The 24,666-nt window shown below is 59.7% G+C and carries 15 protein-coding genes; 14 read left to right on the top strand and 1 reads right to left on the bottom strand.

What is annotated here, in order from left to right; translation table 11 throughout:
• Positions 1-576 precede the first annotated feature (576 nt).
• The 7 genes from IRZ24_RS03580 to IRZ24_RS03550 all read left to right on the top strand — a co-directional run bounded on the left by IRZ24_RS03580 (position 577) and on the right by IRZ24_RS03550 (position 8,681).
• Complete coding sequence (locus IRZ24_RS03580; protein WP_297160575.1) at positions 577-3,702, top strand: SMC family ATPase; 3,126 nt, start codon at positions 577-579, stop codon at positions 3,700-3,702.
• Positions 3,692-4,963 carry a DNA double-strand break repair nuclease NurA gene (locus tag IRZ24_RS03575; RefSeq protein WP_297160574.1) on the top strand — a complete coding sequence of 424 codons (1,272 nt, stop codon included), beginning with the start codon at positions 3,692-3,694 and terminating at the stop codon, positions 4,961-4,963. Before IRZ24_RS03580 ends, IRZ24_RS03575 begins: the two co-directional genes overlap by 11 nt.
• A 111-nt stretch (positions 4,964-5,074) precedes the next feature.
• Complete coding sequence (locus IRZ24_RS03570; protein WP_297160573.1) at positions 5,075-5,884, top strand: CpXC domain-containing protein; 810 nt, start codon at positions 5,075-5,077, stop codon at positions 5,882-5,884.
• A 9-nt stretch (positions 5,885-5,893) separates the two neighbouring features.
• The gene (gene mog / locus IRZ24_RS03565; protein WP_297160572.1) at positions 5,894-6,379 is read left to right on the top strand and encodes a molybdopterin adenylyltransferase; all 486 of its coding nucleotides are present in this window, start codon (positions 5,894-5,896) and stop codon (positions 6,377-6,379) included.
• Positions 6,380-6,490: 111 nt separating this feature from the next.
• Positions 6,491-7,423: a WD40 repeat domain-containing protein gene (locus tag IRZ24_RS03560; protein ID WP_297160571.1), complete on the top strand. Its 933-nt coding sequence runs from the start codon at positions 6,491-6,493 to the stop codon at positions 7,421-7,423.
• Between the two features lie 66 nt (positions 7,424-7,489).
• A complete protein-coding gene (locus IRZ24_RS03555; protein ID WP_297160570.1) occupies positions 7,490-7,801 on the top strand; it encodes a hypothetical protein in 312 nt (103 codons plus the stop codon).
• A 70-nt stretch (positions 7,802-7,871) separates the two neighbouring features.
• Positions 7,872-8,681, top strand: a complete 810-nt coding sequence (locus IRZ24_RS03550) for a class I SAM-dependent methyltransferase (protein ID WP_297160569.1) — start codon at positions 7,872-7,874, stop codon at positions 8,679-8,681.
• A gap of 134 nt (positions 8,682-8,815) precedes the next feature.
• Here the strand turns inward: IRZ24_RS03550 and IRZ24_RS03545 are convergent, their stop codons facing one another.
• A complete protein-coding gene (locus IRZ24_RS03545) occupies positions 8,816-9,919 on the bottom strand; it encodes an aminopeptidase (RefSeq protein ID WP_297160568.1) in 1,104 nt (367 codons plus the stop codon).
• A 498-nt stretch (positions 9,920-10,417) separates the two neighbouring features.
• Between IRZ24_RS03545 and IRZ24_RS03540 the strand changes: the two genes are divergently transcribed.
• From IRZ24_RS03540 to rpoC, 7 genes are all read left to right on the top strand, one after another.
• Complete coding sequence (locus tag IRZ24_RS03540; RefSeq protein WP_297160567.1) at positions 10,418-12,082, top strand: cytochrome c biogenesis protein ResB; 1,665 nt, start codon at positions 10,418-10,420, stop codon at positions 12,080-12,082.
• Between the two features lie 193 nt (positions 12,083-12,275).
• Entirely contained in the window at positions 12,276-12,716 is a 441-nt protein-coding gene (locus IRZ24_RS03535) for an Rrf2 family transcriptional regulator (RefSeq protein WP_052890681.1), read from the top strand.
• 337 nt (positions 12,717-13,053) lie between these two features.
• Positions 13,054-13,476, top strand: coding sequence for a response regulator (locus IRZ24_RS03530; RefSeq protein ID WP_297160566.1), 423 nt, complete (start codon positions 13,054-13,056; stop codon positions 13,474-13,476).
• A gap of 35 nt (positions 13,477-13,511) precedes the next feature.
• A complete protein-coding gene (cysK, locus tag IRZ24_RS03525) occupies positions 13,512-14,447 on the top strand; it encodes a cysteine synthase A (protein WP_297160565.1) in 936 nt (311 codons plus the stop codon).
• 459 nt (positions 14,448-14,906) lie between these two features.
• Positions 14,907-15,758 carry a hypothetical protein gene (locus IRZ24_RS03520; protein WP_297160564.1) on the top strand — a complete coding sequence of 284 codons (852 nt, stop codon included), beginning with the start codon at positions 14,907-14,909 and terminating at the stop codon, positions 15,756-15,758.
• A gap of 648 nt (positions 15,759-16,406) precedes the next feature.
• Positions 16,407-19,904: a DNA-directed RNA polymerase subunit beta gene (locus tag IRZ24_RS03515; protein ID WP_297160563.1), complete on the top strand. Its 3,498-nt coding sequence runs from the start codon at positions 16,407-16,409 to the stop codon at positions 19,902-19,904.
• A 332-nt stretch (positions 19,905-20,236) separates the two neighbouring features.
• Positions 20,237-24,583 carry a DNA-directed RNA polymerase subunit beta' gene (gene rpoC, locus IRZ24_RS03510; RefSeq protein WP_297160562.1) on the top strand — a complete coding sequence of 1,449 codons (4,347 nt, stop codon included), beginning with the start codon at positions 20,237-20,239 and terminating at the stop codon, positions 24,581-24,583.
• Positions 24,584-24,666: the final 83 nt, after the last annotated feature.

The following is a 24,666-nucleotide window of genomic DNA, read 5'->3' as shown; positions in this document are numbered from 1 at the left end:
GTGCAAGCACTCAAGGGCAGGATCAGGCCGGCCCCTAGGGCAAGCAGGCCGGCTCGCGCTTGGCGCTCTGCTCGGTTCTTATGTGCAAGGCTCTTCATAAAAAGACTCCTCTATGGATGCTCTTGTTTATGCTCTCCTGTTTCTCTCTAGTCCAACTCGCTTTCAGGGGAAAGCGGCTGCTTCCTGGCAAGAGCCTCCTGCTGGGGCCTTGATCCCACGATTACCGCGACCACAGAGAGCGCTGGGCAGATAGCGGAACTTGCTTCGTCGGAAGCAGAAACCCGCTGTGCATCTTCTCGCATCTTCCTTCCCCTGACACGTGGTAAGGCGATGCTGTGTTTCAGCGCGCGGCCATGGTATAATGCGCCTGGGAACTACCACTTTCGGCCTCGCAGGGAAGAAACAACAACCATCACCGTGTAGAGAAAGCAGGGTTTTTGCTTCTTCAGAATCCTAGCTAAACACCTCCGAACGCAGTGCGGCCTCTCTGGCCGGCGGCAGGAGGGCCAACGGAAAAAGCACCAGTGCAGATTGTTCCCTGCTCTTGCAGGGAGCAGAGCGGAAGGCTAGTGCAGCATGTTGATTACTCGTCTTGAGCTGGAGAATATAAAGAGCTATCGTCATCTAGCCGTCGAGTTCCGCCGAGGAACAACGGCCATTCAGGGAGCCAATGGGGCCGGCAAGACCACACTGGTCGAGGCCATTGGCTTTGCTCTCTTCGATGCCTTGCCTTATAAGCAGCATAGCCAGTTTGTGCGCGAAGGCGAGAAGTATGGTGTGATTCGGGTCCATCTGCTGGGCAACGATGAGCGGCGCTATATCGTCGAGCGGCGCTGTGGCGCCGGCGCTTACTGGCAACTCTATGATTGCGAGGCCGATTATCGCCTGGAGCAGCGCACCGATGTGCTCGATAAGCTCCATGAGCTGTTCGGAATCGAGCGTGAGCGCCCCTTGCCAACACTCTTCCAGGACGCCCTTGGCGTTCCTCAAGGAACCTTTACTGCAGCCTTCCTTGAAACACCAGCGAAGCGTAAGAAAACCTTCGACGAGCTGCTGCAAATCGAGGATTATCGTCTGGCCTCCGACTACCTGCGCGAGGTGCAGAATTACTATAAGGATCAAATGCAACAGCAGCAGCAAGAGATTCAACGCCTCAGCTTTGAGACGCGTGACCTGGATCAATGGCGGCAGGAGCTAGAGCAGGCCCGCCAGCAGGAGCGACGTCAAACTGAGCTGCTTGCCGCTGGTTCACGCCGACTGGAGGAACTGGAGAGCCGTTACGCTGTCCTGCAGCATCAGCGCGATGAGCTACTCAACTTGCGCCATCACTTCGAGCAAGCCCGTTTGAAGCGCGAGGCCGCGCGCCAGAGACTGCACCAGTGCGGGCAGGAGCTGAGGCTAGCTCGCCAGGCCCAGGAGCAGGTCGAGGCCAATCGCGCTGCCTATCTGGCCTACCAGGAGGCCGAAGCCGCCTTGCAAGAACTGCGCCAGGCCGAGCGCCAGCGTAACATCTTACGCCAGCAACAGGCTGCTCTTCAGCATCGCCAGGCCGGCCTGAGCGCCAATAAGGCTCACGTGGAGACGGCCCTCAAGGAGATCGAGCGTGCTCGCCAACGTGTCATCGAGCTATCACCGCTCGCCGACCGTCAGCGTGAGCTAGAGCGCCAGCGCGAGGAGCTACGCCAGCAGACCCAACGCCATGATGAGCTGCTAGAAGAAGGACGTAGCTTACGCCGCCAGCAAGAGCAACATCTGAAACGCTTACAGGAGTTGCAGAGCCAGATACGCGAGATCGAGCCACTCCAGGACTTAGCCAGCCAACTTCCTGAGCGCATCACGCTGCTGACTCGTCTCCAGGCCCGCCTCTCGGAGCGCGGCCAGAAGCAGCTACAGCTACAGGAGAAGCTGGAAACGCTGCGCCAGAAAGAGGAGGAGCGCTCCCGCACCGCTGAACGTCTGCGCAGCCTGGAAGAGACCATCGCCGCGCTCGAAGCACGGCGCGCCGAGGTAGAGGCCCTGCCAGCCTTACGTGAAGAGCAGGCCCAATTGACCGCCCGCCGCTATCGGCTGGAAGGGAACATCGATGGCTATCGAGAATCGTACCAGCGCTCGCGCGGGGGCCTGTGTCCCCTGCTCCATGAGCCATGCCTCAATATTCGCCAGAAGGGTTTGACCAGTCTCGAATCCTATTTCGCCCAGCTCATCGCCAACGATGAGGCTCAACTTGCTGACCTGTGTAAACAGCAACAAGAGCTGGAAGAAAAAATCTCAGAAATCACTGTCTACGCTCAAGAGTATGAGCGTCTAGGTAATTACCGGGCTCAACGGACGGAATGCGCGGAGCGCCTGCGTCAACTAGCTGCTGAGCTACTACGCTTGCAGCGCGATGTCGACGATCTCCGTCAGGACCTCAGTGAATTGCAAAACCTGAACCAGGAGATTGCCCAGGCTGAGCAGGCCAGACAGGAAAGCGAGACCGCCGATCAGCGTGTGCGCGCTTTGCCAGGCCTCCGGGCGCGGGTAGAGCAGCTTGAAGAGCAGATAAAGCACCTTGAAGACCTGCTTCTTGAACGCCGTCAGCAAGTGCTGCAGCTACAAGGTGCCCGCGAGCAGCTCAAGGAGGTCGAGGCTCAACTGGCAGCGCTTGATGATCCTGCTGGCCAGATTCGCGGCCTCCTCACCACTATCGAGCGAGAACCCCAACTACGCGAGCAACTGGCCGAACTTGTGCAAGAGGAGGAGAAGCTCGGGCAAGAGCTGCAGGCGCTGACTGAGCGCCTGGCAGTTTATCAGGACCTTGATGGGCGCCTGGCCGAGCGCGAGGCTCAGCGTCAACGCGCTCAGGCTGGTTATCAGACCTACCTGGCCCACGAACAAGGCGCGCGTCAATTGCCGCAGCGTCAGCAAGCCTACGAGCGTGCTGCTGCCGACTATCAGGCGGCGGAGCGAGAGCTGCAGCAGGCTGAAAATACTTATCACCAAGCTCAGATCGCCTTTGATGAAGCCGAGTTTCAGCGCACCGACGAAGAGATCAAGAAGCTGCGCGCTGACCTCAAAGGCTATACTACAGCACTCCAGCATACGCGCAGTCGCATCGCTGAGCTGGAGGCGCGCATCCGCCATGCCGAAGCTCTGCTTGTTGCACTGGAGGCAGCTCAACAAGAATATCGTACTCTTGAAGATTTGAATAGCGCAGTCGATCTTTTCAGACAAGTAATCAAAGAAGCTGCACCACAGATCTTGCAAGCCCGCTTAGCGGAGATCTCCGCTGAGGCCAATCGCATCTTTGGCGAAATCATGGGCGATCGCAGCGTGCAACTGAGCTGGCAGGACGACTACGAGATAGTGGTACGGAGCCGCAGCGCCACACGCACCTTTGCCCAGCTTAGCGGTGGTGAGCAGATGAGCGCTGCCCTCGCCGTGCGCCTGGCCCTGCTTAAAAAACTCTCCAATCTAACGATCGCTTTCTTTGACGAGCCGACGCAGAACATGGACAGCACGCGCCGCACCAACCTTGCTGAGCAGATCCGGCGTGTCCGCGGCTTTGATCAACTGATAGTCATCAGCCACGACGACACCTTTGAACAGGGACTAGACAGTCTCATTCGTCTGCGCAAAGAAAACGGTGAGACGCGCCTCATCAGTGAAGAAGAGTGGCAGATGGTTCTTGAGCGGGAGGAGGAACACGCCCATGCTCCATAGAGGCAAGCTACTGGCCGCGCTGGCCAGCAAGAGAGATCAGTTCGCACTCTACGGCGGAGCCTACAGCGATCAGCTTGGGGCCTATCGTCATGCGCTAGAGACGCTGCATCGCCGTTACCGTTCCAGTGCCCATCTAGAGCAGCACCTGCCACCTGCCGGGCCAGGCCTGCCGCCGGCGGGGGCGCGCCCGACGATCGAATTCGATCGCTGGCTTGTTCAGGCCGGCCAGGATGACTATCACGGTCCCGTCTTTCGCTTTGCCGAGCGCTTTGCTAACCATGAGCAAGCACGGCAATGGGCCGAGTGTATCGAAGGCATCACCACCCTGGCCGTCGATGGCAGCCAGCTTCAACCCTGGCGCGACGCCTCGATCCCCGTGGCCCTCGTTCAGGTTGGCCTCTTTCTCAATCCGCACCAGCGTGGGCGCCCCTATGTCAAAGATGTGCGTCTCGAAGTACTGACGCCTGACGAGATTCTGGAAGAGGCCCCCAGCGAGAGCGCCGACCCTAGTGGCTACCCCTACTCTGAATTACAGGTCTCGCTGCGTCGCTTCCAACTCGAAGTTGAGACCCTCTGCAGCCAGATGGAGCAGCTTGCCCGTCAGCGCTATCCCGAAGAGCCGGCCCACAGTCCCGTTGTCTTCTTTGACGGCTCTCTGGTCGTCTCCTTTGCCCTGACCATGCCCAGCCCTTACCGCGAGCGTTACATCGCCGGCGCTGTCTCCTTACTGCAGGCCTCGGAGCGGTTTCGCGTTCCTTTGGTTGGCTACATCGATACCAGCTATGCCCGTGACATTATCACCATGCTTTTGCGTCTTGATGCCATGCAAGCGCAGCCACTGCTACGCGAGACGAAACGCATTCACGATGCCTTGCTCTGGCAGGGGCGTCTGCGCTGGGGCGATCGCACGCCGGCCATGATCTGTGCACGAGGCGATGTCCTCGACCACTATGGACCCTATCGCGAACGCATCGCCTTTTGTTACCTGCAGGCTGTTAGTCAACGGCCACCAGCGCGCCTCGAGTTCCCGCGCTGGATCGTCGACGAGGGCCTGCTTGATGCCGTTATCGATGTAGTACGAGCCGAAATCATCGCGGGAGGTCAGGGCTATCCCTACGCCATCGAAACTGCCGACGCTGTTGCAGTGATTACCCTTCAGGATCGCAACGAGTTCTACGCTCACTTTCAGCACTTTATCGAGAGCCAGGGCCTGAGCTTCACTTTCTCCTCCAAGGCGCTGAGCAAGAGCCGTAGGCGATGAGGACCCTGCTGGCACTGGCGATAGACAAGACGGCCAAGGAGGAAGCTGGCCAGCAGCCAGCCTCATTCCTGCCCCTGGTCCTGTCCCGTAGAGGCATGGCGCCGATGTGATATGATAGAGATGTTTGGAGCTTGTGTGGTCAATTTTGCTGGAGAGGATGTCATTTTCGAAACGCCATCATCTATGTCACAATTAGCCTCACGGACAGCCAGCTACCGGCTGACCTGTCGCTGTGGTCATAGCTTTGAGTGCCAGGTCTATGAATATGTCAACGTCGCGCGCGACCCTCACCTGCGCTATGCTGTCCTGGCGGGTCGCCTTAATGTGGTTACCTGCCCCGCGTGTGGACGGCGGGCTCAGGCGCGGCGACCATTCATCTACTCCGATTTGCCCAATCGCCTGCTTGCCTATGTCCATCCTCGCGACAACGTGCCTCGGGAGGGGCGCGAGCTGATAGAGGCCAAACTGCGTGATGTCTATGAGCGCGTAGCGCAGCGGCGTGGGCCGTCGGAGCCGGAGGCAAGGCCAGACTCTTTTACCCCGCAGGGAGCTGGGGCAGAGGGGCATCCTGATGAGGCGGAGGCCCCTCATGAAGGTGAGCTAGCTGCCTCGCTCGCCGCCGCCGTGCCCGGCACAGAGGAGGAGATCCCCCCCTTGCAGATCATCTTTGGTCTGGATCAATTGGCTCTCCTCATTAATGCCAGCCTGAGCCAAGAAGAGCGGCTTGGCAAGATCGCTTTGCGTACCCAGAGCCGGAGCACGGCCCAACGGGGTCAAATGTTCGACATCGCGCGACGTCTGGCGCGTGAGATGCAGTGTATTGTCGAAGAGGAAGAGCAAGGAGAAACGTACACGGTGTGGCTCTATGGTCCACGCCGTCAGATCGGGGCCATTATGCGTGCGCTGGCCCCCAGGGGGTAACAACGCAGCATGATTACAGTGGGAGTCCTGACGATCAGCGACGGCGCCGCCCGCGGAACACGCCAGGATACAAGCGGCGAGACCATTCGCTCCCTGGTGACCCAACTGCCCGAGGCGGTAGTGAGCGCTACCGCTATTGTGCCCGATGAGCGGGACCAGATCGAGGCCGTCCTGCGGACCTGGTGCGATGAACAGCGCCTGAATTTGATCCTGACAACCGGCGGCACCGGTCTGGCCCCTCGCGATGTGACACCCGAGGCAACCAAGGCTGTCATTGAACGCGAAGCCCCAGGCCTGGCCGAGGCGATGCGAGCCGCCAGCCTGCAACATACCCCCTTCGCTATGCTCTCGCGCGGCATCGCCGGTACACGCGGACAGACACTCATTGTGAACCTACCGGGCAGCCCCAAGGCTGTCAAGGAATGCCTGGAGACTATCCTGCCCGTTCTGCCTCACGCGCTCAACTTGCTGACCGGTGGCCCCAGCGAGCACTAGCTACCAGGAAGGAAGAGAGCGCGAGGGGAAGCCCCGGCTGCTGTTGGCTTCCTGAGCAGGGCAAGGCCTACCAGACGCTACTGCCACTGAGGGAAGACTGTCCAGCCAGCCATGCGTACAACAGTGAGACGTTACGCCGGTCACAGCGATGCTATCTTTGCTCTGGCCTGGTCGCCAGATGGTCAATGTCTGGCCTCTGCTGGACGTGATCGCACCGTGCGCCTCTGGCACTCTACCGAGGGAGGTCCACTTGAGCTGATGGCCGTTTACCCAGACCACGAACAGTGTGTCCTCTCTCTGGCCTGGTCCCCTGATGGGCGCCTGCTAGCCTCGGGCGACACCGCCGGGACCATCCACCTTTGGGAAGCGGTTTCACCCCAACGTCGCCGCCTCATCTATCGTGGACATCGCCGCTTTGTGCGCGCTCTGGCCTGGTCTCCTACTGGGGATTATCTCATCTCGGGCGGCGACTACGGGGACAGCAGCCTCCAGCTCTGGGAGAGCCACAGCGGGCGCCGCCTGCTATACGATCATCAGCAGTACCGGCTCTTTGCTGTCGGCTGGTCCCCCAGCGGTCAGCAACTCCTCAGCGCTAGCTTTGACGGCTATGTGGACATCTGGACAATCACCACCGTCCCCGTGCTGCGAGCGGAGCGCTGCCTGCGCTTCCGCGAGCATGGCCGACCCGTCTACAGTGCCGTTTGGTCGCCAGATGGACAGCTCATCGCCTCGGGAGGAGCCGACAGTCATGTTCTGGTCTGGCAACCACAGGCTCAGAGTTCCCGATCTCCTCAACTCATCACCACCTACTATGGCCATAGCCGCCCGCTGAAAGCGCTGGCCTGGTCGCCAGACAGCCGGTTCATTGCCTCCGCCGGAGACGACTGCCGCCTGCGGCTCTGGCAGGCCCACAGCGGCGCCACGTTGCTTAACTACGACGGACATCAGCGCTGGATTCGCTGCGTCGCCTGGTCCCCCAGGGGTAGGCAAATTGCTTCTGCCAGTGATACACTGATACATATCATCGAGATAGATGTAGATTAGCTCAGCAGTAGTATCAAAGGGACCTAAGTCACAGTCATCACTAATACAAGCGTATGAGAATCAACGATGTCCAGTGAAGAAGCCAGCAAGAAGCAGGGGCGGGTCATGCGACGCCGCGAAAGCGATCTCGACCTTTTCCGACAGGCCGAGGAGGTCAGAGAGCTAAGTGACGGCTATGCTTTTCGCTTCAGCGCCAAGCAAGAACAGCTAGCGGCTATTCTCGCGCTTATCGATGTGGAACGTGAGTGTGCTCCCTTGCTCACCTTTGAATTGCAGTTTACGCCGCAGCGCGGACCGCTCTGGCTGCACATTCGCGGTCCCGAGGGGACCAAAGCCTATATCAAACAAGGGCTAAGCGCCTCCAGGCATCTCGCCTGAGTGTTAGCCAGTGCTCGTGGTAAGCGGGTCGCGCTGAGCGGTGTGCGTCAGACAGGAAGGAGCGGGAACAATGGCGACTCGAGTCTACCCAGAAAAAAGAGGACTGCTGCAAACCAGCGATCGCCCTGATCCCGCCTGGCTGGAGGCAGTCACTACTCTCATCCCGCCCAGCGGCAAACTGGTCCTCGATCTTGGCTGTGGCGATGGTCTCTATACCCAGGCGCTAGCCGACCTGGGAGCTGCCTACGTCATCGGTCTGGACAGCTCTGAGGAGCAACTAGAGCAGGCGCGTCGACGTTGTGCAGGCTCGCGCAACATTGAGTTTCTGCGCGGCAACGCCCTGGCCACCGGTCTGCTGGCCGAGCGCTACGACATTGTCTTTATGCGTGCCCTGCTGCGTGACCTGCGTCCGACAGAGCTGCGTCCCTGCTTCATCGAGGCCTACCGCCTGCTCAAACCGGGCGGCTGCCTGCTCGTCCAGGACCAAACTCCCGAGGATCTACTAGAGCCGGGTAGTAAAACCCACATCTGGGGCTACCTCTTTACTCGCTACCCGCGTCTGGTCGATCAACGTGTCCTGGCTCGCTGCAAACGTGAAGAAGTACGACAAATCATGCAAGACATTGGCTTCCGCGAGGTTCAGCAGCGCACGCTGTGGGAGACACGTGGCGTCTATCCCAACAGCAGCGCCCTGGCTGAGGAGCTGGTGAGCTACGTGCTCAATGCCCCGCCCTCTGAAATGAGCGAAGAGGAGGTCAACGAACTGCTCGCCTATATCGCCTTCCTTGAAGAGCATCTCGCCCAGCAGGAACAGGCCCACGGCGGCGAGATCATCGCTCAGGAGTGCTGGACCCTCTGGCACGGGCGCAAAGCAGCCTGAAGCAGCGCCTGACCAGGCGCCTCGAGCAGAGAGCCACATCGTCCAGGCCAGCCAGGCGCAGCGAGAGCGGGCAAGCCCGAGCCTGATAAACAGACCGAAGACAGGCTTGCCCCTCTCTGATGGCGCTCGCCTGCTCAGATCAAGAAGCGTCCATTGGCATAGCAAAGCTGGCCGTCGGCATAGACGCGGCCCTCACGCAGATCGGTCACCATATCCCAGTGGATCGTCGACTGGTTGCGTCCCCCACTCTCGGGCAGCGAAGCCCCTAGAGCCAGGTGCATCGTCCCCCCGATTTTCTCATCGAAAAGCGTATGACGTGTAAAACGCTGAATATTGTAATTCAGACCAAAAGCAACCTCACCGACGCGGCAGGCGCCGGGATCAACATTGAGCATAGCCTCCAGAAAAGCCTGCTCGGAGCGAGCCGTGGCCTCTACCACGCGGCCCTCTACAAAAGTCAGACTGATCCCCTCGACCACATGTCCCTCATAAAAAGCGGGATGGCTAAAGCGAATCGTCCCTGAAAGCGAATCCTCGATGGGGCCGGTAAAAACCTCGCCATCGGGAAAATTCTTCTTACCAGCGCAGTTCACCCAATGGCGTCCGCCCACACGCAGGCGTAGGTCTGTGCCAGGAGCCACGATGTGCAGCTCATCATGCTGCTCTAAAAAAGCCGCGATCTGCTCTTGCTCTGCAAAGACCTGGCGCCAGGCGGCAATCGGATCAGCCATGTCCAGCATCCCTGCGCTAAAAACAAAGTCCTCATAGGCACGCAAAGACATGCCCGCATTCTGAGCATATGCCTGCGTTGGAAAGAGCGTCCCACACCACCGGGCCTCACCATTGGCCTCGCGCTCCAACCTGCGGCTCACCAGAGCCTGACGTGCTCGCTGGTAGAGAGCCAGCCGGGCTGGATCGACTGCGGCCAAAGCGCAGGTATTCTCATCGCCCCACACGTAGAGACGAGCCGTATACTGCTCAACGCGGCAACGCTCCAATTCCGAGACATAGGTAAGCTGCTCATCGCTACCCTCACACAGCAGTAGCTCGCTCAATTCTGGCTGCAGCGTCTCGACGGCGATCACGTGGGAACCGGCCCGGATCGCCTCCCGAAAAACCTCGCGTGTCAGCGGAAAGGCCACCGCCGGAGCCTGGATCAGCAGCCGATCGCCAGCCTTCAGCTCCAGTGAGTAATGGACGAGCACCTGAGCCAGCTTCTGGAGGCGTTGATCAGCCATCAAAACACACTCCTCTCTGCTTCAGTATGGGATAGAAGAAAGGCCGGGCCAGAAGACAGAGGCTGAGGTGGGCTGACAGAGGGAAGAGTAGGCAGCCAGTGCCGCTGAGCGCGGCGGCACTCTGCTCCCATTGAAAGCACGGGCGGGGCGCATAGAGTCCCTGCCTGGTGACAAAGACACAATGATGAGGACACAGTCATCCCAGCGCCAGCTCACTCCTGTCTGCCTCAACAATAACAAGTATAAAGGCCTTCGGCCACAACCATGCCCGCCTGTGCCTTCGCTTGTCGAGACAAAACCCCGCAGAGGACACAAATGCAGAGGTGCTCTTCCGGCTGGCACTCTTTGCCGTCGGGAACACTGGACGGACGCTTGCCAGAATGCTGCCCTTGCTCTATCATACTACAAGAATACGCGAGATAACCGGTGGCACGCTACAAGCAAGCAAGGATCGTTCCATCTCAGCCAGCAGGCAGGAAGGAAAGACCATAGATTCTCATGGCGACACTGCTCAAGCAACCACAGCGCGGTGCATCAGCCCGTCGCTCGCGACCCTCGACCAGCAAGAAGCGGCCTGCTGCCCCGCGGCTCAGTCCTGGTCAGCGTCTCAAGAAGCGCCTGGCCTATGTGATGCGGCACCCCCTTGACGCTCTCTGGGGCTGGCTCAGCTCGGTGCGCACGGCTATTTTTTTGATTGTCTGCATCATTATTGTCTGCATCCTGGGGATCTACTTCCCGCAGGCGCCGGGCGAGGTCCTCAATGATCCTGCAGCCTACCAGGCTTGGCTGCAGCAAAATGCCCTGCCGCAGTATGGGTCGCTGACACCTATCTACGACTGGCTACATTTCTTCACTATCTTCTCAAGCTGGTACTTCATGCTCCTGCTGGGCATCTTGGCGCTCAGCATCGTCGTTTGCACATTGAACCGGGCGCCAGCCATCTGGCAGAACTTTGCCCATCCGCTCATTCGACGCAGCGACCGCTTTTATCAAAATGCCCTGGAGCGGGCCAGCTTCAGCCATCCTGAGGCCGTCGCCTGGACCAGCGCTGCCCTTCGGCGGCGTGGCTATCGCATCCGCAGTGAGAGTGAAGGCCAAGTCACCTATCTCTACGCTAATAAGAACAGTTGGGCCACACTCTCCACCTTTGTCTTTCACGCCTCGCTCGTGGCGCTCTTACTCGCTGGCATGATCAGCCAATGGCATGGCTTCCCGCTCAACAGTCCAGCGCGGCGCATCCTGCCGGCCCCCATCGTTAGTCTGAGTGATGCCCTGGCCGGCTTCAGCTTCGACCAGGCCCTCCCCACTGGAGAGAGCGCTATCGTCTACCCGCGCGGTACCCCCCACAACATTAGCTTTCGGGTTAACCGCTTCACCGCGCGCTTTGACCCGCGGACCGGCCAGCCAATTGATTACGTCACCGATCTGAGCGTCTATCGTGATGGAGAGCTAGTAGCTCATAGCGACCACCTGCGTGTCAATGACCCATTGACCTACGATGGCATCACCTTTCATCAATCCTCGCTGGTTGCCTCAGCCGTCGTTACCATCACCGACGCGAAAGGCAACGTCCTCTATCATGACGCCATCGTCCTCGACAGCAGCAGCACACTGCCATCAGGCAACGGCGTCGTTGACTATGCGCGAGGCATTCCCATTGGCGGCACGAACTACACGATGGGCGTCTTTTTCATCCATGCCGAAGGATTGCATCTGTCGCAGATTGCCCATCCTGTGCTGCTAATCACCATAGGAACACCGGGCACCAGCAACAACGAAGATAAAGCCCTGCTGCGTCTCTCGCCGGGACAGACAGGCAAGAGTGTCGATGGACAGTGGACCATCAAGCTCGATGCTGCCAATGATGCCACTGTCCTGCTCGTCACACGTGACGCTGGCGCACCCCTTGTCTGGCCAATTGCCGTCGTTCTAGTACTCAGCCTCTGCATCACCTTCTACTTCCCGCAGCGTCGTATCTGGCTGCGCATCCGTGGCGACCAAGTCGAAATGGCGGCTCTGCGCGAGCACTTCACTAATATCCGCACTGATCTCCTGAGCGTTGCTCGCGAAGCCCGGGCCACGAGCAGCCGCGAAGAGCAAGAAGAACAGGCGCCCCTGGTGAGAGGCATGGTCTCCGACGCCTCACAAGCCAAGGCTAAATAAAGCTGCTTGGGGACTGCGCTCAGGGCTGCAAGGCTCATAGAAGCGGCCATTGACAGTGATTCACAATTGATATATCCTAGCGGTAGAAACACGTCCTTGTCCTGTCATACAGAGGCAAGAGCAAGCAGCAGAAGTCAAAGGGTTCGTGGCCCAGTCCATCCGTAAGAGGATACTGCAAGGAAGGAATAGGCATATGAAGCTCACAATGAAAGGCGACTACGGACTACGGGCCATGCTTGACATGGCGGCCTACTATGGACAGGGACCGGTTGAAAGTGCGGATATTGCCAGTCGGCAGTATATTCCTGAGCACTATCTTGATCAGATCCTGATGGCTCTGCGCAAAGAGGGACTGGTCAAGAGTGTGCGCGGTCCCAAAGGCGGGCATATGCTGGCAAGGCCGCCCTCTCAGATTACCATGGCCGAGGTAGTACGGGCCCTGGAGGGCTACGTACCGCCGATGAAGTGTTTACCTTCTCCTGGTGTCTGCGAGCTGTCACCAGGCTGTGCCTTGCGTGAAGTCTGGCAGAAGATCGATGAGATGACCTGGCAGATTCTGCTCTCGACCACCATCGAAGAGCTGGCACAGCGTCACCGCACCGGTGCCGCCGCAGAGACCATGTATTATATCTAGCTAGAGTTGGCTGGATTGAGAGATCCTCACTTTCTGGGGCTCGGAGTGGAAGACAAGTCGGCCGCCAGCGTAGCGCGGGGGCGCAACCAGAGTGACTGGTGGGCATAGTGGCAGCGTAGCGCGGGGGGGATTGTAGCGCCTGGCGTAGGCAAGGCAGCTAAGCTGAGCTTAGATCAAGAACCACTCCCAAGGTTCTACCTCCCTGGAGGGTTGAGCGATCCGCACGAGGAGACTGTCAACGAGAGGATACGCAAACAACAAGACAGATAAGCGGGTGAAGCAACAGGCTAGCTGGCAGCCCAGCCGCCACTAGCCTGAAGGGGAAGGGTAGTAAGACGTGGCTGTTCCTGTGCGCAAAGCCAAAGAGACGAAAGTCATCGCTCTGGTAGAGGATGATCCACGCCTCATCGAGATGGTGCAGGCGGTCATCGAGGCCGTCAATTCCTGGCAGCTACATGTCTTCCCCGACGGACAGGAGGCCCGTGAGCGTTTGCCCCACATCGGGGCTGATCTGATCCTCCTCGATGTAGGTTTGCCCAACCTCGACGGCGTCTCCCTCTACAGGATCTTGCGCGGCCATAGCCAAACCAAGCATATACCGATTATCGTCATCACCGGTAGCTACGAGTGGGAGCTACATCGTATGGGCTTGCATACGGGCTTAATGCTGCGCAAGCCCTTCAGCGTGCAAGAACTCCTCTTTCTCATGCGTGCTCTGCTGGCTGAAGAGCCAGAACAGCAGGAGCCAGCTCAAGGCTAAGGTTAGACAGAGACAGATGCAGCAGGCAGGTGAACATGGCGCGCTGGGCCAAGGATGCAACGGAGCTGGTCGGTCGCACGCCGCTGGTTGAACTGAAGCGCTTTGCCGCATCCTGCGGCGCCACCGTCCTAGCCAAATTGGAAATGTTCAGTCCCGGTGGCAGTCTCAAGGATCGCCCAGCTCTCAAAATGATCTGCGAAGCCGAGACGCAGGGCTTGTTGCGTCCTGGAGGGATCATCACCGAACCAACCAGCGGCAATATGGGGATCTCGCTGGCATGGATTGCCGCCGCTCGTGGCTATCGTTGCATCCTCACCATGCCTGACACCATCAGCCTGGAGCGCCGTCTGCTCTTGCGCCGCCTGGGTGCCCAAGTGATTCTGACCCCAGGCAACCAGGGCATGCGCGGCGCCATCAATAAAGTGATCGAGCTGCGTACCTCTCTCTCAAATGCCTGGTATCCCCAGCAGTTTTATAATCAAGCCAATCCCCGCGCTCACCGCGAAGGCACTGCTGTTGAGATTTGGGAAGACACCGGCGGAGCGGTTGATATGGTGGTCATCGGCGTCGGTACAGGCGGCACCCTGACCGGCGTCGCTGAAGGGCTGCGCGCCCGCAAGCCGACCGTCGAAGTCATAGCGGTCGAGCCAGCGGCCTGCGCCATTCTCTCAGGGGGCCGTCCAGGGCCACATCGCATCGAGGGCCTTGGCGCTGGCTTCGTCCCCGATACTCTGCGTGTCGATCTCATCGATCGTGTCATCCCCGTCAGCGATCACGATGCGGTGGCCACCGCGCGCGCTATCATGGAGCAAGAGGGGCTCTCGGTAGGCATCAGCAGCGGTGCTGTGGCCTGGGCCGCGCTCCAGGAGGCCCGCAAGGAAGAGAACGAAGGAAAGGTCATTGTAACCATCTTTCCCAGTGCTGCCGAGCGCTATCTCCACACCATCCTGTTCGACGACCTGCGCGTCTAGCCTCATCATCAGCCCCTAGCTGATCTTCCCCTCGGTCTTTTATCTCTCATCAGGCTGAGATAAACGGCCACACAATCCAAAGAACACTGAGCGGCAGGCCGAGGGCGCCCCTGGCTCTCGCTACCCTCTAGCGCGATACAGACTGAAGCACCCTCAGCAAAGCATCGGCAACAAGATCCTTCCTGATGAACTCTAGCAACTGTCTGCTCATGAGACCGAAGTCCCATCTGATTCGTCTTAGACCATAGCGGCTACGATCAGCGTCCAGGCAGATTGCCAGAAAGTAGCAGGTCAACTCAGCCCAGCCCGACCCGCCTTATCTCAGCATGAGAGCAAGATCTGCGCACTTGCGTCTCACTCCTGTTGCGACAAAGCAGGCACAGGGGGGCCTCTGGCTGAGCGCCTAGCGGCGCTGGTCAGCCAAAATGTCTGGCTGCACATGGGGGGATCGCACGAGTGATGTCAACAATCGATCAATACCAAAGCGGGACGGAAGTCCAGCGCTTTCACCTGAAGCGCTCTGCCTATGTGCGTAACAGCCTGCTAGCTCTGCTGACAGCGATAGCCTTCCTGCTGGCGGCGATGCTGCTCGTCGAGGCAGGATGCTGGCTCTGGGGAAGCTACAGCCATAGCTTCACTCTGTATCTCAAATGGCAAGATGTGCTCCTGGCGCTGCTGCTCTACCTGACCCTGAGCGCTCTGGCTGGCTGCCTTATGAGCCTGCGCTATCTGCATGCGCTGCGCATGGGCTACCGCCGGGCCATGCTGCTCATCGACGAACAAAGCCTGACTGTGCGCGATCTGTCGCATAAGAATCTGGGCAGCATCTTCTGGATGATTGGCACCACCTTGCTCTGCTTTCTGGCTGTTCTCAGCGGTTTGCTCCCGCTAATCTTGCTCGGTTGGACGCAGAGCTGGGCCGACCCCGTGCTAGCAGCCCTGGGCACCGGTCTGCTCCTGCTGCTCAGTCTGCCCGGGCTGGCCGTGAGCGTAGGGATGCTGGCCCTGCTAGCTTGCATTCTGGTGAGCTGCTTCTCACTGGCTCGCCAGATGGGGGCGCCACGCACCTACCGACTCGATAGTCATACATCGCTCTGGATTCATGACTTCATGCTCTCTATTCTCTCACCCGGTGAGCCGGAGTCCCTCCTAGAGCTGCAGCTCCTATCGCACGCTGATCAGCAGCGGCTGCTGGCATTGCTACGCAAACGCTGGATTGATGCTGATCGTCCCTGGAATCCTGCCCTGGGTGATGAGATCGAAGCGGCCCTCGCCGAGGTACAACAGCAACAACTGGCCCTTTCCGCCTGAGCGGCCTCTGCCGTGCCCAAGGGCTGGAGCGAGCGAACGCCTGAACGAGTCAGGGGGAGGAAAATGGGCTGGTCGAAAAAAATCCCTTTTGGGGGACTTGACAAAGCCTTCGGGAGGGGATATACTTTCAAATTGCCAATTGACAGGGAGTGACTGGGTGCAACCCTGGAAAAGGGTCGGCACACAGCATGTTTTTTTCTCTGAGTCAGTGTGTAGGGCCGTGCATGTGGGTGATTCAGCAACCAACTGAACGACGACGAAGACGACAAAGCAATTCCAAGTAACCGCTTGTGGGAGCACGAAGCGGTTACTTTTCTTGTCACACAATGCTCCCGACACAGAAATTATCAGCAGCGATCATCGTTTTCACGATCCTCCGGAGAGGTGCGCCGAGGCGCCTCTCGGGACAACTTTCCCTTCACGACAGCAGACGCAAATGTGACCTGGCGGGCAGATAGGCCCTTGCGAGTGACTGCCTTTCCCATTGTAGCTTGAGAGACCGACGACTGCAACAGCCTGGCTAAGTCTGAGTTTGGTCTTGCTGCCTGCATGGGCAGGGCAGGCATCTGTGTTACGTAAAGCGAGGCCGTCTGTCGCGCAAGGAAAGGTTTTCCTCCGTGAAGCTCTAGTGAGAGGAGAATATCACACATGACAGTGAGCAGCAAGGCCGTTGCGCTCCCGGAGCGTGTCTCTTTCGCGCGTATTCCGGATATACGGCCAATGCCGGGCCTGATCCAAATCCAGCTTGACTCCTTCGAGTGGTTTAAGCGAGAGGGCCTGCGCGAGGTTTTTGAAGAGATCTCTCCTATTGAAGATTTCACTGGAAAAAATCTCAGTCTGGAATTTATTGTCCCGCCTGAGCCGTTCGGCAAGCCCAAGTATAGCGAGGATGAGTGTCGCGACCGCGACGCCACCTATGCCGCCCCGCTCACGGTCAAGGCCCGCCTGATCAACAAGGAAACGGGCGAGGTCATTGAGAAAGACATCTTCATGGGGGACTTCCCCCTGATGACCAAGCAGGGGACCTTTATTATCAATGGCGTTGAGCGCGTCGTAGTCAGCCAGCTTGTGCGCTCGCCGGGGGTCTACTTTACTGCTGAAGAGGATGCCAGTACCGGGCGTAAGCTCTTCGCTGCCAAGCTGATCCCGAATCGCGGTGCCTGGCTGGAGTTTGAAACGAGCAATAAGAATCTCCTCTCCGTCAAGATTGATCGCAAACGCAAGCTGCCTGTCACTACCCTGCTGCGCGCTGTCGCCAGCATTGCCCGTGAGCAGTGGCATACCGAGGACGTCGATCTGACGACCGATCAGGGCATGCTAAATGCCTTCAGCGAGGCCGACAACGATCCCAACGTACGTTACATTCAGACCACACTGGATCGTGATCCGGTCAAGCGTGAAGAGGAAGCTCTGCTCGAACTCTACAAGAAGCTGCGTCCTGGTGATCCTGCCACGCTTGATAACGCGCGCTCGCTGGTGCGTAACCTGTTCTTCAACCCGCGACGCTATGACCTGGGCAATGTGGGCCGCTACAAGCTTAACCGCAAGCTAGAGCTGGCGGTGCCGCAGCATATCCGTGTCTTAACACTAGATGACCTAGTCCATATTATCCGTCGCCTGATCCGTCTCAACAACGGTCACGGGCGCAAGGATGACATCGACCATCTGGGCAATCGTCGCGTGCGCTGCGTCGGCGAGCTGATTCAGTCGCAGTTCCGCGTTGGCCTGCTGCGCATGGAGCGCGTCGTTAAGGAGCGCATGAGCATCCAGGAGCCGGGCCAGGCCACGCCGAACGCCCTGATCAACATTCGCCCGGTAGTCGCGGCCATGCGCGAATTCTTCAGTGGCAGCCAGCTCTCGCAGTTTATGGAGCAGACCAACGCTCTGGCGGAGATTGGCCACAAGCGCCGTCTGTCGGCCCTGGGTCCAGGGGGACTCTCGCGCGAGCGCGCGGGCCTGGATGTACGCGACGTCCATCGCTCGCACTATGGGCGTATCTGCCCGATCGAGACGCCGGAAGGTCCCAACATCGGCCTGATCGGCTATCTGGCCACCTATGGGCAGGTCAACCCCTACGGCTTCATCGAGACGCCCTATCGCAAGGTCTACCGCCGTCTGCGGGCCAATGACCCCCGCCTGATCGGGCGCGAGTTCCGCGGCGTGGTCGGGCGCGAGCGCGAGGATGTGGTCGACGAGAACGGCCAGGTGTTGGTGAAGGCTCACGAGCGCGTGCGCGTCGATGAGGAGCTGTTCCAGAAGCTCTCGAAGGTCCTTGGCGACGCCTGGGTCCATGTCCGGGCCTTTGTCACCGATGAGGTGCAGTATCTGACCGCCGATGACGAAGAGAACTATAAGATCGCCCAGGTGAACGCGCCGCTGTTGGAGAACGGGGAATTCGCTGAAGAGCGCACGCTAGCCCGCTATCAGGGCGAGTTCATCATGGATAGCACAGATAACATGGACTTCATGGATGTCTCGCCCCGTCAGGCGGTGAGCGTAGCGACCGCGCTGATCCCCTTCCTGGAGCACGATGACGTCAACCGCGCGCTCATGGGCGCTAACATGCAGCGTCAGGCGGTGCCCCTGCTGCGACCGCAGGCGCCGGTCTGTGGCACTGGCATCGAGCGTCAGGTCGCGATTGACTCCGGTCAGGTGGTCGTCAGTGAGGTCGATGGCGAGGTCGTCAAATCGACGGCGCGTGTCATCGAAATCATGGACGACAAGGGTGAGATCCATACCTACCGCCTGCGCAAATTTATGCGCTCCAACGCTGGTACCTGCATCAACCAGCGACCTATTGTACGCAAGCGCGATCGCGTACGCGCTGGGCAGGTAATCGCTGACAGCTCCTCGACTCAGGATGGCGAGCTGGCCCTTGGACAGAATATCCTGGTAGCCTTCATGAGCTGGGAGGGCGGCAACTTCGAGGACGCCATTCTGATCAGTGAGCGAATTGTCCGCGAGGACCTCTTCACCTCGATTCATATCGAGAAGTATGAAGTAGATGCGCGCGATACGAAGCTTGGCCCTGAGGAGATCACTCGCGATATCCCGAACGTCGGTGAGGAGGGCCTGCGCAACCTTGACGAGCGCGGCATCATCTATGTTGGCGCCGAGGTCGGGCCGCAAGACATCCTGGTAGGCAAAATCACGCCCAAGGGTGAGACCGAGCTGACAGCGGAGGAGAAGCTGCTGCGCGCCATCTTTGGTGAAAAGGCGCGTGAAGTCAAGGATACCTCCCTGCGTGTTCCGCATGGTGAGCGTGGCAAGGTAGTCGAAGTCAAGGTCTTCTCGCGCGAGAACGGCGATGAACTGCCGCCGGGGGTCAACCAGTTGGTGCGCGTCAGCATTGCCCAGAAGCGCAAGATCGGCGCCGGTGACAAAATGGCCGGGCGCCACGGCAACAAGGGCGTTATCTCGCGCGTCCTGCCGATCGAAGATATGCCGTTCCTGCCCGATGGCACGCCCGTCGATATCATCCTTAACCCGCTGGGTGTGCCGCACCGCATGAACCTCGGGCAGATTCTGGAGACACATCTAGGCTGGGCTGCCACGGCGCTGGGCATCAAGATCGCAACGCCTGTCTTCGATGGCGCCACCGAGGCCGACGTAACCGAGCTATTGCGCCGGGCCAACTTGCCGGAGAGTGGCAAGATCCAACTCTTTGACGGGCGCACCGGCGAGCCATTCGATCAACCAATCACGGTGGGTTACACCTACATGCTCAAGCTGGCCCACCTGGTCGAAGATAAGGTGCATGCGCGCTCGACCGGCCCCTACAGCCTCATCACGCAGCAGCCGCTAGGTGGTAAGGCGCAGTTTGGAGGCCAGCGCTTCGGTGAAATGGAGGTCTGGGCGCTCGAAGCCTACGGCGCGGCCTATATCCTGCAAGAGATTCTCACCGTCAAGTCAGATGACGTCGTAGGCCGCGTCAAGACCTACGAAGCCATCGTCAAGGGCGAAAACATCATCGAGCCGGGTGTGCCCGAGTCCTTCAAGGTCCTGGTCAAAGAATTGCAGAGCCTGGGGATCAACGTAGAGGTCCTCAACGAAGATGATCAGAAGATCCAATTCGTTGAGGATAGCTCAAACGACGTCATGCCCGAGCTAGGTATCAACCTGTCCGGTTTCGAGGGAGATCAGTAAGGGAACCGGAGAGAGCGCCCCGCGCCATCTGCCCGGCCTGCCTGCGGTCGCTGGCAGCGCCCCGCTACCGGGCAGCATGGTGGCTCACAGGCTCTCTGGTCAGTGCCTTCCCCACGCCTAGCGTGCCAACGAGCGAGCGCCCTATTCTCAGCGTCCACTTGGCGAGCAAGGGAAGAGTGAGAGCGAGGGCGCTGACCAGATGAGCCAGCGCGCCGCACGCATGGCACTAGCTAACAACAAGTAAACGGGTCAGGGCAGGAAGCAAAAAAGGAACGACGAGGAGAGCATTGTGGAGGTGGCCGGGGCCTTTCCCTTTCCCACCAGGAGGCAGCATGCTCGAAGTCAACGATTTCAACGCAATTCGCATTAGTCTCGCCAGTCCCGAGCAGATTCGCAGTTGGAGCTACGGCGAGGTCACGAAACCGGAGACCATCAACTACCGCACTCTCAGACCCGAGAAAGACGGTCTCTTCTGCGAACGGATCTTCGGCCCTACCAAGGACTGGGAGTGCTATTGTGGAAAATATAAGCGCGTCCGTTTCAAGGGCATCGTCTGCGATAAGTGTGGCGTTGAGGTCGCGCGCTCAAAGGTGCGCCGCGAGCGCATGGGCCATATCGAGCTGGCGTCGCCGGTCAGCCACATCTGGTACTTTAAGGGCATTCCCAGCCGCATCGGCCTCTTGCTCGATCTGTCGCCGCGCAACCTGGAGCGCATCCTCTACTTTGCGCTCTACGTGGTCACCCATATCGACGAAGAGGCGCGCCAGAAAGCCCTGATGGAGCTGGATCGCGAGCTGGCCAATCTTCAGCAGACGACTGAGGAAGAGGTTGTCGAACGCGTCGACAGCCTCAAGGAGCAGCGCGACAGTGAAATCCAGGACGAGCGCGCCCGCCTGGCGGCCCGTATCCGCCAGATCCAGGAGGAGCGCGAGCGCGATCTAGAGCGAGCCAGACAGGCCGAAAGCGAGACACTGGCCGAGTTACGCGCCCAGCGTGGCAAGCCGGCAGAGGACGATATTGTCTACGAGCCGACGGGACAGATCATCGTCCCTCGGGGCGAAGTTGTCACGCTCAAGCATATCGAGCTGCTAGAGCAGGTGGCCGAGACCTGCCGCAACGACATCGCCGAGCAGGCTCGCCACGCCCTGGAAGCCGTGCGCGCCGAGAGCGAGCGCGAGGCCGAGCGTCTCAACCTGGACTACCAAGGCCAGATCGACCTGTTGCAGTCGCAGCTTGAGTCACAGCGCACCGACCGCCGTCATCGCCTGGAGCAGCTGCGCCGCGACCTGGTCAACCTCAAAAAGATGGACCTGCTCCAGGAGAATCGCTATCGCGAACTGAAGGAGGCCTTCGGCAACGTCTTCCGCGCCGGTATGGGCGCCGAGGCCGTGCGCGAGTTGATCGCCGATATCGATCTTGATAAGCTGGCGATGGAGCTGCGCCAGGAGATCAGCTCGACAGTAGGCCAGCGGCGCAAGAAAGCTACCAAGCGCCTCAAGGTCGTTGAAGCTTTCCGCAAGTCGGGCAACCGTCCTGAGTGGATGATTCTGACGGTCTTACCGGTGCTGCCACCCGAGCTGCGTCCAATGGTTCAGCTTGACGGTGGGCGCTTTGCTACCTCAGACCTCAACGACCTCTATCGTCGCGTCATTAACCGCAATAACCGACTCAAGAGGCTGCTGGAGCTAAGCGCGCCGGAGATCATCATTCGCAATGAAAAGCGCATGCTGCAGGAAGCGTGCGACGCTCTCATCGATAATGGGCGCCGTGGGCGAGCGGTAGCCGGATCAGGCAACCACAAGCTCAAGAGCCTCTCGGACATGCTCAAAGGAAAGCAGGGCCGTTTCCGCCAAAACCTGCTTGGTAAACGGGTCGACTACTCTGGCCGCTCAGTGATCGTAGTTGGCCCTGAGCTGAAGCTGCACCAGTGTGGTCTGCCCAAGCGCATGGCCCTGGAGCTATTCAAACCCTTCGTCATGCGCAAGCTTGTCGAGCGCGGCGACGCTCACAACATCAAGAGTGCCAAGCGCTTCGTCGAGCGTGTCCGGCCTGAAGTCTGGGATGTCCTGGAAGAAGTCATCAAGGACCATCCCGTCCTACTCAACCGCGCGCCGACCTTGCACCGTCTGGGCTTGCAGGCCTTTGAAGCCGTGCTTGTCGAGGGCAGCGCTATCCAGCTCCATCCGTTGGTCTGCTCGGCCTTTAACGCTGACTTCGATGGCGATCAGATGGCCGTGCATGTCCCGCTGTCCGAGAAGGCCCAGGACGAAGCGCGCCAATACATGATGTCCACGCGCAACCTGCTTCTGCCGGCCACCGGCGAGCCATCGATCGGGGCCACTGGTGACATGGTGCTTGGCTGCTTCTACCTGACGCAGGATCGTCCGGGCAAGAAGGGAGAAGGGCGTGTCTTTGCCGATCCCACCGAGGCCCTGCTGGCCTACCATCATGGCGTCATCGATCTGCAGGCTCTGATCAAGGTGCGCATGGATGGCGTACACATCTATGACGAGCCGCCACCGGCGGGGCCGACCATGTACGCTCAGCGCCAGCTCATCACCACCACAGTCGGGCGCATCATCTTCAATGAATCGCTGCCCGAGCGCATGCGCTTCAAGAACTACCCGATGAGAAAAGATGACCTGCGCGCGCTGATCTCCGAGTGTTACAAGGAGTACGGGCGTGTCAAGACCTGCGAGCTGGCGGATGAGATCAAGCGCCTCGGCTTCTCCTACGCCACCAAGGCCGGTGCCACCATTGCCATGAGCGATGTCAAGGTGCCCGAGGGTAAAGCCGAGGAGCTGGCCAAGGCCGATGCCAAGATCGCCGCGCTGGAAGAGCAGTACCGTGAGGGTCTCATCACCGACTTTGAGAAGTACCAGCAGACCATCGACATCTGGAACGAAGTCACCGAGAACATCACCAAGATGGTCGAACAGACGCTGGACCCCTACGGTGCCATCTACACGATTGCCAAGTCTGGCGCGACCAAAGCCCGTTTCCAGCAGATCCGTCAGCTCTCGGGCATGCGTGGTCTGATGGCCAGCCCGTCCGGGAAAATCATCGACGTCCCGATCCGTGGTAACTTCCGCGAAGGCCTGAGCGTGCTGGAGTACTTTATCAGCAGCCACGGTGCGCGCAAAGGTCTGGCCGATACCGCCCTGCGTACGGCTGAGTCGGGTTACCTGACGCGGCGCCTGATCGATGTTGCCCAGGATGTCATCGTCACTGAAGAAGACTGTCAGACCACCGAGGGCATCCTGATCACCGATGAGGACAGCAAAGAGATGATGCTGCCCGATATCCGCCAGCGCATCATCGGGCGCATCCTGCTGGAGCCGATCCCCGGCTTTGAGCACCTCATCGAGGTCGGCGACGAGATCACCGAAGATATCGCCGATGCTCTCGTCGCGGCGGGCGTCAAGCAGGTGCGTGTCCGCTCCGTGCTAGGCTGTCAGACGCGTCGCGGTGTCTGCCGCAAGTGCTATGGCCGCGACCTGGCTGAAAACAGCCTGGTCCGCCTGGGTCAGGCCGTGGGAATCATCGCCGCCCAGTCCATCGGCGAGCCAGGCACACAGCTAACCATGCGTACCTTCCACACCGGTGGCATCGCGGGCGCTCAGGGCGACATTACCCAGGGTCTGCCGCGCATCGAAGAGCTATTCGAAGCGCGCGTTCCCAAGGACAAGGCGGAAATCAGCGAAATCGATGGTGTCGTCGAGATCATCAAAGATGAAAACACAGGCACGCGCACGGTGCGCGTCGTCTCGACCAACACCATCTTTGATGAGTACCGCCTGCCGCCCGGCTCGGAGATCCTCGTCAACGAGCACGACCAGGTGCAGAAGGATCAGTTGCTGGCACTGGAGCCGCCGCAGAACGGCAGCGAGCCGCGCGAGGTGCGTGCCCGCACCAGCGGTGAAGTGCTCTTCAACCAGGAGGGCGTTTTGACCATCCGCTCCGAAGAGCGCGATGAGCGCACCTATCCGGTGCCGGCGGCCCGCAGCCTGGCCGTCACCCAGGGGCAGTACATCAAAGCCGGGACGCCTATCACCAGCGGCCATCTCGATCCGCAGGATGTCCTGCGCATCCTCGGGCGCGAAGCGGTGCAGATGTACCTCGTCAAGGAGGTGCAGCGCATCTACCGCAATACCGGTGTGCGCATCAACGACAAACACATCGAGATCATCATCCGACAGATGCTGCGCCGCGTGCGCGTCGAAGAGCCAGGCGATACCGACATGTTGCCTAACGACCTGGTCGACCGCTTCGTCTTTGCCGAGACCAACGCGCGCGTCCTGGCCGAAGGCGGTGAGCCGGCCCGCGCCCAGACCGTACTGCTGGGCGTCACCAAGGCCTCGCTCAACACCGATAGCTTCCTGGCCGCGGCCTCGTTCCAGGAGACCACGCGCGTGCTGACCGAGGCGGCCATTCAGGGCCAGACCGACCATCTGGTGGGCCTCAAGGAGAACGTCATCATCGGTAAGCTCATTCCGGCTGGCTCTGGCTTCCTGCAGCGGCGCCGCGAACAGTTGGCGCGCCAGCAGCAGGTACAGCAGCGCCTGGCGAGCGCTCCCAGTGTGGCCAGCGTGGGGGCAGGTCTGGGTGGCAGCTCTGGCAGCAACGGCCACAGCAGCGGTACCCCTGGCGTGGCTCTTGACAGCCTGAGTGATGAGTGATACCATATACAACCGCGCATAGATTGAGAAGGGGGGGGCCCCCCCCCCCCCCCCCCCGGGGCCGGTATTGGGGGGTTGTTTGT

Origin of the sequence: Thermogemmatispora sp. (assembly GCF_019683755.1) — a bacterium.
GTDB lineage: Bacteria > Chloroflexota > Ktedonobacteria > Ktedonobacterales > Ktedonobacteraceae > Thermogemmatispora.
Note: the sequence above shows the minus strand (reverse complement) of the source record. Positions and strands in the feature narration are given on the sequence as shown.

What these genes read in the sequence shown, in the direction of transcription:
- IRZ24_RS03580 (WP_297160575.1), top strand. Translation starts at nt 577, where the DNA reads ATGTTGATTACTCGTCTTGAGCTGGAGAATATAAAGAGCTATCGTCAT.
- IRZ24_RS03570 (WP_297160573.1), top strand. Translation starts at nt 5,075, where the DNA reads ATGATAGAGATGTTTGGAGCTTGTGTGGTCAATTTTGCTGGAGAGGAT.
- mog (WP_297160572.1), top strand. Translation starts at nt 5,894, where the DNA reads ATGATTACAGTGGGAGTCCTGACGATCAGCGACGGCGCCGCCCGCGGA.
- IRZ24_RS03550 (WP_297160569.1), top strand. Translation starts at nt 7,872, where the DNA reads ATGGCGACTCGAGTCTACCCAGAAAAAAGAGGACTGCTGCAAACCAGC.
- IRZ24_RS03520 (WP_297160564.1), top strand. Translation starts at nt 14,907, where the DNA reads ATGTCAACAATCGATCAATACCAAAGCGGGACGGAAGTCCAGCGCTTT.
- IRZ24_RS03540 (WP_297160567.1), top strand. Translation starts at nt 10,418, where the DNA reads ATGGCGACACTGCTCAAGCAACCACAGCGCGGTGCATCAGCCCGTCGC.
- IRZ24_RS03535 (WP_052890681.1), top strand. Translation starts at nt 12,276, where the DNA reads ATGAAGCTCACAATGAAAGGCGACTACGGACTACGGGCCATGCTTGAC.
- IRZ24_RS03575 (WP_297160574.1), top strand. Translation starts at nt 3,692, where the DNA reads ATGCTCCATAGAGGCAAGCTACTGGCCGCGCTGGCCAGCAAGAGAGAT.
- IRZ24_RS03545 (WP_297160568.1), bottom strand. Translation starts at nt 9,919, where the DNA reads ATGGCTGATCAACGCCTCCAGAAGCTGGCTCAGGTGCTCGTCCATTAC.
- cysK (WP_297160565.1), top strand. Translation starts at nt 13,512, where the DNA reads ATGGCGCGCTGGGCCAAGGATGCAACGGAGCTGGTCGGTCGCACGCCG.
- IRZ24_RS03555 (WP_297160570.1), top strand. Translation starts at nt 7,490, where the DNA reads ATGTCCAGTGAAGAAGCCAGCAAGAAGCAGGGGCGGGTCATGCGACGC.
- IRZ24_RS03560 (WP_297160571.1), top strand. Translation starts at nt 6,491, where the DNA reads ATGCGTACAACAGTGAGACGTTACGCCGGTCACAGCGATGCTATCTTT.
- rpoC (WP_297160562.1), top strand. Translation starts at nt 20,237, where the DNA reads ATGCTCGAAGTCAACGATTTCAACGCAATTCGCATTAGTCTCGCCAGT.
- IRZ24_RS03515 (WP_297160563.1), top strand. Translation starts at nt 16,407, where the DNA reads ATGACAGTGAGCAGCAAGGCCGTTGCGCTCCCGGAGCGTGTCTCTTTC.